This window comes from Sphingobacterium sp. UBA7855, from assembly GCA_002500745.1.
In the GTDB taxonomy this organism is placed as follows: domain Bacteria; phylum Bacteroidota; class Bacteroidia; order Sphingobacteriales; family Sphingobacteriaceae; genus Sphingobacterium.
In genome coordinates, this window is record DLST01000016.1 from 115424 (window position 1) to 128060 (window position 12637).

Here is a 12637-nt window from a genome sequence, read left to right on the forward strand (position 1 = left end):
GAGATGGCTGGTTTATACGGTATAACAAAAAGAGATTGCTTAAAAAAAATAGCTATATAGCAATGAAAAAGATTTTATTTTCTACTATCTTACTGGGAATGATAGTGAGTTTGACCACAGTGTTATATGGTCAATCAGCTGATTTGATTAAAAAGTTAAATCAAAAAAGTGTTCACATTGCAGCGCACCGGGGCGCTCATTTAAAACAGCCGGAAAACTCCATTGCTGCGATTGAAGAGGCCATTCGGCAAGGAGCTTCCGTCGTAGAGGTCGATGTACGGGCAAGCAAAGACGGTGTACTGGTACTGATGCATGATAAAACAGTGAACCGTACGACAACGGGACAAGGAGAGGTCGCCAAGCATACTTATGCTGAGCTTCAAAAGCTCCACTTACGCACCCAAGCTCATGGAGGCGAATCGGAACATGTTATTCCGACCTTATCAGAAGCTTTGCGTGTAGCAAAGGGGAAAATCCTCGTGGATTTGGATTTTAAAGAAGATCGGAAAGAATTTGTCAAGACAACTTATACGCTTATTGCACAGGAGGGGATGGAAGACCAAGTATTGTTTTTCCTTTACGATTACAAAGACATGCCGAAGACTTACAAACTCAATCCGACGATCACGCTGTTCCCCAGAGCACGTAGCATGGCTGACCTAGCGGCTATACTCAAGATGGGATTAACGACGGTTGTCCACCTTGATGAGTCGTTTATAGAAACCGAAGAACTAAACCGGCTGCGCGAACAAGGCATTTATTTTTGGATGAATAGTTTGGGGGAATATGACGATCAGGCGGCGAAGGACGGAAGCATGGCTTATCGGTCTTTATTGGAAAAATATCCGTTTGTGCGCCTTATTCAGACCGACCAGCCAGGTCTGTGGCGTGAAGTGCTCTAAGGGGAATCAAAATTTAACTTGATTATTGATGCTAAATCGTTAATTTAGTGTTTTGGAAACCGGTTGCATAGCCTAGTGCTGTGCTAATCCGGACCATAATAAAGCACAGAAATAAAAAAACAATAATCCATTTATGAAAGTCCGTATATTACTTTTGGCCGCAATGGGAGCATGGCTCTGTCCACCACTTCAAGCCCAACAATTTCCGTATAAAAACCATACTTTGCCTACCGAAAAGAGGGTAAGTGATCTGTTGGGAAGAATGACTGTGGAGGAGAAGGTCGGGCAGTTGAGTAAATTGCTTGGCTGGGAAATGTATACGAAAGATGGAAAGCAGATAACGGTTAGCAATAAATTACGGAAAGCAGCGAAAGAGCAACATATTGGGTTATTGTGGGCGACATTGCGCGCTGATCCTTGGACACAAAAAACCTTATTGAATGGTCTGAGTCCGATAGAAGCCGCGCGTGCTACAAACGCCATCCAACGTTATATGGTGGATAGTACACGACTGGGGATTCCGTTGTTATTGTCTGAGGAGGCGCCGCACGGACATATGGCTATTGGTGCAACCGTTTTCCCTACTGCTATTGGGCAAGCGAGTACCTGGAATCCGCAGTTGATTCAGGATATGGCAGCGACGATCGCTAAGGAGACCTATGCAGTGGGCGGTAAAAACGGATATGGTCCTGTGCTTGATTTAGCGCGAGACCCCCGTTGGTCGCGTACCGAAGAGACCTATGGGGAGGATCCCTATCTGATCGGTCAGATGGGAACTGCAATGATCCGTGGTTTTCAGGGTGAGAAGCTAGGGCAGCACGATAAAATAATAGGTACATTGAAGCATTTTGTCGCCTATGCTGCTCCAGATGGTGGGCATAATGGTGAGTCTGTTTCATTTGGCGAGCGTAGCCTCCGGCAATATTTCCTTCCGCCTTTTGAGCGTGCTGTAAAATCAGGCGCTGGGTCGGTCATGACCGCATATAATAGTATTGACGGTATTCCGTGTTCAGCTAATCCTTGGCTGCTAAAAGACGTTTTACGTAAAGACTGGGGATTTGCCGGCTTTGTTGTGTCGGATTTATTGAGCATATCGGGGCTCAACGGCGGTCATGCTACTGCTGCTACTGGCGAAGACGCCGCTTCGCAAAGTATTCATGCGGGACTGGATGTTGATTTAAGCGGGACTGGTTATGGTGCAAATTTGCTCAAGGCTGTGCAGCAAGGGCTTGTTGAATCTGCTGTTCTCGATACAGCAGTTGCCCGTGTATTGCGGATGAAGTTCAATCTTGGCCTTTTTGATCAACCTTATGTGGATGAGAAATTAGTTGCTCAAAAAGTCGCTACACCACAAAATAAAATGCTTGCGAGGCAAGTAGCCCGCGAGTCGATTGTTTTGCTAAAAAATGATCAGCAACTCTTACCCTTAAGTAAATCGTTGAAACGAATAGCAGTTATAGGACCGAATGCTGACAATGCCTATAACCAGCTGGGCGATTATACCGCGCCACAGGCCGAAGGTAAAATTCAGACCCTACTAATGGGAATCCGGTCTGCAGTTGGTAAAAGTACCAAAATTGATTATGTTAAGGGCTGTGCAATACGGGATACAAGTCATTCGGATATCGCTGGCGCCGTAGCTGCTGCTAAAGAGGCTGATGCGGTGATTTTAGTTTTAGGAGGTTCAAGCGCACGTGATTTCAAAACCTCCTATCAGGCAACCGGAGCAGCGAATGTGGACCCCAATACCGTGAGTGATATGGAGAGTGGAGAGGGTTTTGACCGCGTTTCGCTGGATATGATGGGCGATCAGATCAAATTGATGCAGGCAATACAGGCAACAGGAAAACCCGTTGTACTTGTAACAATTATGGGGAGACCATTAAACTTGAATTGGGCAGCAGAACATGTGCCTGCGATTGTGAACGCTTGGTATCCGGGACAGGAAGGAGGCTCGGCTATTGCAGATGTCTTGTTTGGCGACTACAATCCGGCAGGAAGATTACCGATTTCAGTACCTCGGTCGGTTGGGCAGCTGCCAGTACATTACAATCATACAAAACCCAAACATCATGACTATGTAGAAATGACGGCCAAACCATTGTATGCTTTTGGTTATGGGTTGAGCTACAGCAATTTTGAGTACACCAATTTACAGATTTCTTCGAATGAGTCTGAGCATGATTTTACGTGTACGGTGTCGTTTGATATTGCTAATACGGGAAAAATAGCTGGCGATGAAGTTGCTCAGTTATATGTTGTGGACGAGGTGAGTTCGGTGGTGACACCGGTCATGCAATTGAAGCGTTTTGAGCGTCGAAATATTACAGCAGGAAAGAAAGAACGTTATTCTTTTCAATTGACCAAGGAGGACCTCAAACTTTGGAATGCAGGTAATGAATGGAAGACAGAAAAAGGCAGGTTTAAACTTTTGGTCGGCGCATCTTCGGATGATATCCGGTTGAAGGGAACATTGGAATTAACGAAGGATTATTAATTAATCCTTCGTTAATTTATAGATATAGCTATTATTTTGATAGGGAGCTTTTGTTAAAGTTAGATCGTTTCCATCCACTAAGTAGGTGTAATTGTGGTTCAATATTAAAGCCCAGTCAAAATCTGCTGTCCAAAAATTCTTATCTTTGAAAATAATTTGGTCGCCGTCAATCTCATATGTACCTGAGCCACCTGCGGGAAATCTGTTTTTGTTTGCTGTACAAAAGAAACTGTCCGCTTTAAACCGTACAGTTACGTCTCCAGTGAAGGTTTGGTCCTGATTTTTATAGTTTACTATAAATTTTCCGGAATAACTTCCCTCGAGATACAGGTTTTGATTAGCAGCTTCCTTTGAGCAACCTACGCATACGATACATGCTAATGATGTTAATATTTTTGATATTGATTTCATAACTTGGTTTTTAGCATATAACGAAGTTACTGCCATTTATGTTACACCTCGCAACTTATTTGAGCACAATATGCTTGATACTTTTCCTATTCCAGGTATAGGTGATGTGGATGAGGCCATTGGCGCCCTGAATGATTGTTGGATAAGAATACTCGTCGTTCTTGACACCATCTTCAAGGGTTAAGACATCTTTCCATAGTAAACCATCCTTCGATATGGCGACATGCAGTTTTGTGCGTCCTTCCCACCAGTCGTTGCCAGCGATGGCCGGATTGAAGACAATCATAAATAAACCGTTATTTAAACGGATGGCATCAGTTGCTGAATTTGGATTGAGTAAATTGGTTGCTTGCCACGGTCCCCAGGTAAGGCCTTGATCTGTTGTGAATGCTGCCATCACCTTATTTTCTTTACTTCGACAGAGCACCTGAATGCGTCCATCTGTGTGTTGGATGACACTGGGTTGAATCACCTGGACACTCGTATCAGGGCGAATCGGACTGATGGACCACGAGCGGCCATGATCCCGGCTGATTTCTAGATGAGCTTTCCAGATTTCTTCCTTGGACTCCGTGCTGGAAGGGGAGAGAAGCAATCCGTTTTTTAAGGTGAGTGGTTTATTCTTGATTGGCCCCAATATACCTTCAGGCAATTGTTGCGCTGCTGACCAGCTTGTTCCTTTATCTAGCGAATGTTTGACATAACCTTTCCATTCTCTGGGATTGGGCCCTATTTTATAATACAATGAGAGGGTGTCACTGTGGGGGTATTGATAGAAGACCGGATTCCATGTTGGGAAGCGGTTGTCGCCAAGGATTCCATCTGCAATCTGTACAGGAGGCTGCCATTGCCCATGGTGATATAAGGAGCTCCAGATAACCACATCGGGGTTAGATTCGTGTGTGCCGCCGAACCAGGCTGCCAATAAGCTGTCTTTTCCGATGACTTGAATTGTGGAGGCATGGCATTGCTTGAATGGAACCTCACCTGCGTGGAAAATTTGTTCTGAACGGAGAATTTGCGGTTTGTAGGTGGCGCAAGAAGATAGGAGCAAAGTAAATAGTGTCGAAAGTAAGGTGATTTTTCTCATTAGAATTGACGGTTTAAAAACCTGAATTGTTGGTTTAAGTATCATTTTCTTTTTCCTGTACAGAAGTTTTGGGGGCCAAAATGTACAGGTGTTGGACTCATAATTGCTGACTTTGTAAAATGATAAAATTGCGCTGAATTAAATCCAGCGCAACTTTATTCTATTTGCTTTGCAATTGGATTGCAGTAGCATAGTTAAATCGTGTAGCAGGGCTTCTCAACGTAATTTGGTTACCGCGTTGAGACCAGTCCAATTTACCTTTATGACCTAAAATAGCGATCTTTTTTACAATGAAATTATCAGGTACTTCGAAAATATATTCATTGGGCTGTTGGTAAGTATCACCTTCAGAGAGATGGAATACATTGACCACTTTACTGTCCTTGCTTCGGGTGTAGTAGTAGTCACCTTGGTGATACGGGGCAATCGTCCGTGTTGCAAACACGGCAGTTTGATTAATTTTCATCCAGTCAGCCAGTTCGTTCAGGCGATCGTAAGCTGCTTGATCGTAGTCTCCATTAGGGCCGGGCGCTATGTTTAATAGGTAGTTTCCGCCACGGGAAATAATCTTCACCAAAGTTTCGACAAGCTTCTTGGTTGGTTTGTAGTTATCGTTGGGAACATAGCTGAACGAATCTCCCATGGTGATGCAGCTTTCCCATGGAATATCCAAAGGATGTTCAGGAATCGCTTGTTCGGGGGTAACATAATTTTCCCAATTTCCGGGTACAGTACGATCTACGACAATAATGCCGGGTTGATTTTTTCTCGCCATATTACCGATGCGGTCCATGTCGATATTCTGATCCATTTTGATGGTCCGTTGCCAGTCAACAGATTTATCGACAGTTTCTAAAGGGCGTACCTGGCCACCATCCAGCCAAAGGATATCGACTTTGCCGTATTCTGAGGTCAGTTCGTTGATTTGATTGTAGGTGAAATCTTTGAATTTTTGCCAGCGATCTGGATATTTTTTAGGGTCATAATTTACATTTCTGTCTTTTGGTGGAAAGTAGGACCACCAGTAGTAATCCGAGTGCCAGTCCGGTTTGGAGAAATAAGCACCAATTTTAAAACCGTCATTGCGGAAGGTATTGAAAATTTCTTTGGTCACATTTGCCTTTGCGTTTGTCGAAAATGGTGTTTTGGAAGAAGTGATTTTATAATCCGACTCTTTGGTATCGAACATGGCAAATCCATCGTGGTGTTTAGTCGTAAAGACGACATATTTCATGCCGGCAGCTTTTGCGGCATCGGCCCATTTTTGTGGATTGAAATCCGTAGGATTAAAGGTGGTCTGTAAATTTTCGTAGTTCTTGAGGTATTCAAAATAGGTTTTACCATGTTCAGGTTTGCGTTGCGTCCAGCCTTCATCTTCGGGACAGATACTCCAGCTTTCCACAATTCCCCATTGGCTATACGTTCCCCAGTGCATGAAAAGTCCAAACTTCATATCTTGCCATTGTTCGAGATTTTCAATCACTAAAGGATCAGTCGGTTTATGATAGCCAGCAGATACGTTATGTGCCTGGCCGAACGCAAGTGTTGCGCTTGAAGCGATCAACGCAGTGGATATAATGGTTTTTAGTTTTTGCATGTATAAATATAGTGAAAGTGATAAAAAGAAAGCCACCTTAGGTGGCTTTCTATAATTAAGCGTGAAATGGCGTTAGTTAACGTCCCAGAAAATTTTGGTTGTTCTGGTGTCTTTTGAACGAACAGCTTCATAATTTTCAAAGTTAACTGAAATCTCTCCAGTAGGATATAAAAATCTTAATGGAAGAGTCGAATAATTTGCAGCTCCTGCTGTTAGGACAGTAATTTTGGGGTATCCCGTCCTTCTATACTCCGACCACGCATGTTGCGCTTGCAAAAATCCATAGTGAAGCCATTTTTGCGTCAAAATCAATTCTAATTTTGCTGTCGAGGTTCCAGCATATTTTGCCGTTGAATTTTCGACGAAATTTGCGATTATAGCATCAGAAGGTTTGGTTTCTGTTTTCAACCCCGATGTATTTAAATTATTTAGATAATAATAAAAAGTAACAGACTGTTTAAGCGCTAAATCATACGCTACCTTTGCATCAGCATCACTTCCCCATCTTAAAAGCGCTTCGGCTTTAGCAAAATTCGTCTCAGACGCTGTTGCAACAATACCTGGTAGTTTAGCATTATCAAAGAATGTTGCGGAATCCAATACAGCATATTTCTGATAATTTGTTAGAATATCATTTTCGGTAAATGTTATAGGCATAGCATTATACTCCTTATTTGGAGTAAACACATTGTCTTTAGTAACACCGAATTTGTCGTAAAATACAGGGATACGCGGATCGTTTGCCGGTTTCATTGTTTTATTCAACATAAAATCTGTAGCATATTGATTATTTCCTTCTGTCAATGCCTGGCGTAATGTACCCGTATAAGTTGTTAACGGTTGAAGTAAAATATCAGTGGTGCCAGGTAAATAATTTGCATTAGCAGAACCGTCTACCAGTGGATATGTACTGGGATTATTCAACATTTCTAAAACTTCAGTTTTCGCTTTACTTTCATCAACATTTGAGATGCGCATTAATAAGCGTAGACGAAGCGAATTGGCATACCTTCTCCATTTGTCAATACCACCACTATTTAAAATATCAAATTTCGAAAAATCACCATTCGTTGCTGCTTTGCTAAAATACGTGTTAATCGCTTTTAAATTATCTATAAAAGAATAATATAGCTCTTTTTGATCATCGAATTTTGCTTTTTTAGAAATACCTGTTAACGGTAAAGCTCCTGCCTCTGAAAATGGAATGTCGCCATAATTGTCGATTAGTTTTGATGCTTCGTCGTACATAACAACTTTTCCAGCCTGAAGGAAAATTTCTTCTTTAGCTTGGTTTTCTGGTGTTAGGGCATTATAGGCAGCTTCCATTTTTCTATAGACACCAAGAACTCCAGGAGCATAAAAATCTGTCCAATAGCCATAGGAATAACTATCATTTGGTTGATACATCGTATTGCTCGGTATAAAGGAAGCGGTTTGTGTATATATGGCTTGATTTGATAGAATAAATGTTCTGTAATGCCAATACGATGGGCGAACTCTATCGTTATTTAACAAATCGGTGAAAAACCCAGGTATACTGGCTTCCGTCGTTTGGTCGGGATTATTAAACGCATCTTCCAATTCTTTTTTACATCCAGTAAACCCTAGGGTAGATAGCGTTAAAATCAATAGTATATAAAATGATTTGTTCATGATTAATACGGTTAAAAATTAGCATTCAATGAAAATCCAAAACTTCTTGTTGCAGCGTTAGACCCGACATCTACTCCTTGTGACCACCATTGGTTTCCAACTGGAGATTCTGGATCTATGTTTTTAAGTGTTCTATAGAAGTAAAATAGATTTCTTCCTAATAATGATACTCTAAGATTGTTCAATTTCAACTTTTGTGTTACTGAAGATGGAATTCGATAACTTACAGATAGTTCCCGCATCTTAATGAACGAGTTGTCATAAACAGCTCCTTTTTCAGACCACGAATCTGCCCCCCATGCGAAGGTGTTCAAATAATAATCTGCTGCACTCAGATGTACATCATTTTTCTTACCGGTATTTTGATTAACACCATCTAACGTAACTCCAGTTTCTCTGTATTCCAAAGTGTTTTCATATGCACCTGTTCCCATGGCATATTTTTGATTTTCAGAAACCATTTTACCTCCGAAACGATAATCTACTGTGAAATCTAATGAGAAACCCTTATAGTTAAATGTATTCGTCATACCACCAATTGCTTTGGGTAATATATTTCCAGCATATTTGTACTTGGTTTTATCAATCACGTAGTAACCTTCATTGGAAATTAGATTATTGCCTTGTTCATCTTTAGCAATATCATAAACATAAATATTACCTAATTTTTTGCCAACTTCGGCGACAACTTTTAGAGAATTTTCATCGGCACTATAGAACGTTAGCATATCTCCACCACTACTTAATTTATCCACCATTGTTCTATTAAACGAGTAGTTTAATCGCGTATTCCAGCTAAAGTTTTCATGTTGGATAGGAGTTGCCGTTAATGAAACTTCTAAACCATTGTTAGAGATGCGTCCTATATTGTCTGCTTGAAGCGTAGCCCCTACAGATGCTTCTTTCGTTAAATCGATAATTTGTTTGTCGATATAGTTGTCATAGTAGCTGATATCTAGACCTAGTCTGTTTTTTAGAAATTTTAATTCTAAACCATACTCCCATTCATATTTCATCTCGGGCATAAGTGCTAAATTGCCATACTTAGAACTGTATGTTAGTGAAGGCACAGAACCATTAATCGTCCCTAGAGGAGTTTGAATGTTTGCAATAGTTGCAGCATATATTCCAGCATCATTTCCTACAATACCGTAAGATAATCGTAATTTACCGAAATTGAATTTTTCAGACTTTATATCGAAAGCATCACTAAATATAAAACTTCCGCTAACCGAACCATATTTGTAGTTGTTGTTTCCTGGAGGCATGGTTGAGGAATATTCCGAGCGGTAAGTACCATCTAAATAAGCAAATCCTTTATAACCAATATTGGCCATTCCGAAAAAAGCATATTTAATTTTTTTCTTACGATCATTCGTTGTTGTTGCTGGGGCATAGCTATTGCTGATACTAAACCAGTTTTCTTTTACTAGTCCACTTTGTGTAGTCGAAGATTGATCGTCATAGTTTTCTTCCCTAGATTGGAAGCCTGCACTTACACTATAATCCCAATCACTGTTAATTTTGTTTGCATAGGTAGCCAATACATCACCATATAATATAGAATATATCCCCTTTGAAGTACTAAATCCACCCGAACTGTTAGTTGTGGAGTTATAACGCGTTGCATATTCATTATATTGTTTATTGGTAATCGCTGCGGAAGTAAAATCATTACCGATACGACCTCTTAATTTCAAGTGATCTACGACTTCCCAATTTAAAGTGGCACTTGTTAGTAAACGATTTTCTGTCTCGTCGTAACTGTTTTTATATTGAGACCAGAAATAATCTAACAAATTGTATGGTCGAATAGTGTATTTAAAATCCTCGTCGCGTCCAGTACCAAATGCTGAATATTTGTACCCATCGGAAGTTTGGTATTTCTCCTTTAAAACCGACATATCTTCTGTACGACTAAAGAAACCTCCATAGGATCCTAATACCTGTCCGAGTAACGCCGAGCGATTATGTGTTTTTGTGTTTGTATAGTTAGCTACGAGATCCAATGATAGTTTCTCGTGCATCTTTACCGTACTATTTAAGTTAAAGGTGTTTCTGCTTTGTTTCGAACCTGGACTTGTACTTTTGTAATCCATACGCGTACCACTTAGGCGATAATTCACCTTGTCTGTTTGGTTGGAAATTGCAAAGTTAATGTTCGAATTGTAGCCAGTGTCAAAAACATCTCTAAAGTTGTTCTCACGCGCTTCATATTTTTTTGTGGTTCCATCCCACCAACTTACTTCTTCACCAGTAAATTTTGGACCGAAGTTACCGTAAGAACGGAAATAAGGGCGTCTTCCTGATGGCGATTTTGAATCGGTGATCCAACCTTCTTCGGTGGCGCCATTCGCTACATTGGTAGCGGCGTCGTATCCTGGACCATAGATGTTTTGGAATTTTGGTAAGAATGCTGCACGTTCTATTGAGCCGTTGTAGTTAAAATCAATGCCTAATCCTCTTCCTTTAATACCTTTTTTTGTTGTGATTACGATAACCCCGCTTGCTGCATCAGAGCCATATAGTGCACTTGCTGCAGATCCTTTTAAAACCGACATGCTCTCAATGTCAGCGGGATTGATATCTAACATACCATTACCACGGATACGTTGATCATCCCAATAGTTGTTATTGTTGGCGCCTTTAGATCCGTATTGTTCATCATTACGAATGATTACACCATCGACAACATAAAGTGGTTGACGTTGATAATTTAGGGAGTTAATACCGCGGATTTGAACGTTTACAGCACTAGATGCTCCCCCCGGCGCTGTCGTAATTTTTAAACCAGCGACTTTACCGTATAGTGCGGAACCAAAGTTTGTGTTTCCTGCTTTAGTTAGTTCTTCCGCTTTGATTGTACTAACAGAATAGCCTAAAGCTTTAGCCTCTCTTTTGATTCCCATTGCTGTTACTACAACTTCGTCCAAAGCGGATGCATCTTCCGTTAATTTGATATTAAGTGTTTTTGAAGAACCAACAGTTATTTCTTGGGATTTGTATCCAACAATAGATACCCGTAAGACTTCGCCCGGCGATGCTTGGATCGTAAACGACCCATTACTTCCGGTTTGCGTACCGCGAGCTGTTCCTTTTACAGAAACTGTTGCCCCGGATACAGGTCCCTTCGCATCTGAAACTATTCCAGAAATGCTTTGCTGCGCATAAAGCGATGTCGCACTAAAAAGTGTGCATAGCGCTAATCCTGCAGTTTTTTTGTAAAATAGACTCATATTCTACTGATTAATTTGTGTGTAACTAGATTTAAATATTCGGTGTATTAGGTTTTCTACAACAAGGCACATTGTACCTTTTATTTGCGCATCTTTATGAAGTTCAGAGATTGTTAAATGTGTTGTTTTAGCAATCTCAGGTATACAAAATTCATTTAGCGCAATTTGAATATGCGGTTCTAATATATGACCAACTTCAGCACCGCGGCCGCTGATCAATATCTGTTTCGGATTTAAAATATGAATTAAGGTCGAAATACCTTTTCCAAGCATATAGCCAATTTTTCCTATATTATTTATAGCAACTTGATCACCTACTCTGATCGAATCAAACAATGCTTCGAGTTTATTGTCGTTACTATTTATAAAAGTGCTATAAATTGAATATTGCTCATTCTCAATATCATTCTCGACATATTTTATAGCAGCATTGAGTGAGGCTACAACTTCTAGGCAACCCCTTTTGCCGCAAGAACAGAGCATTTGGTTATCTGCTAAAGGGATGTGGCTAAATTCACCCGCGTATCCGGCTGTTCCTTTAAATATAGTGTTATTGATGATTATTCCCAGTCCAACACCCCAGTTAAGATTAATAATTAAAGAGCTCGTGATGTCTTTTGCTATTCCCAATTGTTTTTCTGCCAACGCAATACATCGAGAATCATTCTCTATCACAGTTGGTATATTAAATCTTTTCTCGATATTACGCTTAAGATTATATAGACCATGAGCTTTGGGGTAAGATTCATTTATGCCTAATTCGCTGTTGACAAATCCAGGTATACTCACCCCAATGCCGATGAAGTTTTTAAGTGATATTGTAGACTTTTGTAATAATTCTTCCGCACGCTTTAATATGGTATCCAGCGAGGATTTTTCCTTTAATTCTACCGCTATATCGCGATATTCTGCAATCACCTTATTCTGCAAATCAGAAATCGAGATTGTAGTAAAATACTGATCGCATGCGATTGATAGGATATAGTTGTCTGAGTTTTCGTTTATGGTGTATTGAATCGGTCGGCGTCCACCAGTTGACTCTGCAAATCCACATTCAACAATTATATTTTGCTCAATTAACTGATTAACAACCTTAGTTACAGAGGGAGTGCTTTTTGCTATCTTTTTAGCAAGATCAGCAATTGATAGCATCGATTCAACATAAAGGTTTATTAATATCTCGTTTTCCATTGTAAATGAATGGTTGGTAGAAGTCGGTTAAACTTTCGTTAAAGATATGTTAAAAAAAAA

At 40.4% G+C, this 12637-nt stretch carries 8 protein-coding genes; 2 read left to right on the forward strand and 6 right to left on the reverse strand.

What is annotated here, in order from left to right:
* Positions 1-62 precede the first annotated feature (62 nt).
* Together B2107_RS14250 and B2107_RS14255 are read left to right on the forward strand one after the other, a co-directional pair.
* Positions 63-902 carry a glycerophosphodiester phosphodiesterase family protein gene (locus B2107_RS14250; protein ID WP_293956332.1) on the forward strand — a complete coding sequence of 280 codons (840 nt, stop codon included), beginning with the start codon at positions 63-65 and terminating at the stop codon, positions 900-902.
* A 133-nt stretch (positions 903-1035) separates the two neighbouring features.
* Positions 1036-3399, forward strand: coding sequence for a glycoside hydrolase family 3 N-terminal domain-containing protein (locus B2107_RS14255; RefSeq protein WP_293956333.1), 2364 nt, complete (start codon positions 1036-1038; stop codon positions 3397-3399).
* On the opposite strand, the gene B2107_RS14260 is transcribed toward B2107_RS14255, so the two are convergent.
* The 6 genes from B2107_RS14260 to B2107_RS14285 all read right to left on the reverse strand — a co-directional run bounded on the left by B2107_RS14260 (position 3400) and on the right by B2107_RS14285 (position 12577).
* On the reverse strand, positions 3400-3810 hold the full coding sequence (locus B2107_RS14260; RefSeq protein ID WP_293956334.1) for a hypothetical protein: 411 nt from the start codon (positions 3808-3810) through the stop codon (positions 3400-3402). It abuts the gene before it with no gap.
* A 55-nt stretch (positions 3811-3865) separates the two neighbouring features.
* A complete protein-coding gene (locus B2107_RS14265; RefSeq protein ID WP_293956335.1) occupies positions 3866-4900 on the reverse strand; it encodes a sialidase family protein in 1035 nt (344 codons plus the stop codon).
* 160 nt (positions 4901-5060) lie between these two features.
* On the reverse strand, positions 5061-6497 hold the full coding sequence (locus B2107_RS14270) for an alpha-L-fucosidase (RefSeq protein ID WP_293956336.1): 1437 nt from the start codon (positions 6495-6497) through the stop codon (positions 5061-5063).
* 72 nt (positions 6498-6569) lie between these two features.
* On the reverse strand, positions 6570-8150 hold the full coding sequence (locus B2107_RS14275; protein ID WP_293956337.1) for a SusD/RagB family nutrient-binding outer membrane lipoprotein: 1581 nt from the start codon (positions 8148-8150) through the stop codon (positions 6570-6572).
* A gap of 11 nt (positions 8151-8161) precedes the next feature.
* On the reverse strand, positions 8162-11386 hold the full coding sequence (locus B2107_RS14280; protein ID WP_293956338.1) for a SusC/RagA family TonB-linked outer membrane protein: 3225 nt from the start codon (positions 11384-11386) through the stop codon (positions 8162-8164).
* Positions 11387-11389: 3 nt separating this feature from the next.
* Entirely contained in the window at positions 11390-12577 is a 1188-nt protein-coding gene (locus B2107_RS14285; RefSeq protein WP_293956339.1) for an ROK family protein, read from the reverse strand.
* Between the last annotated feature and the right edge of the window lie 60 nt (positions 12578-12637).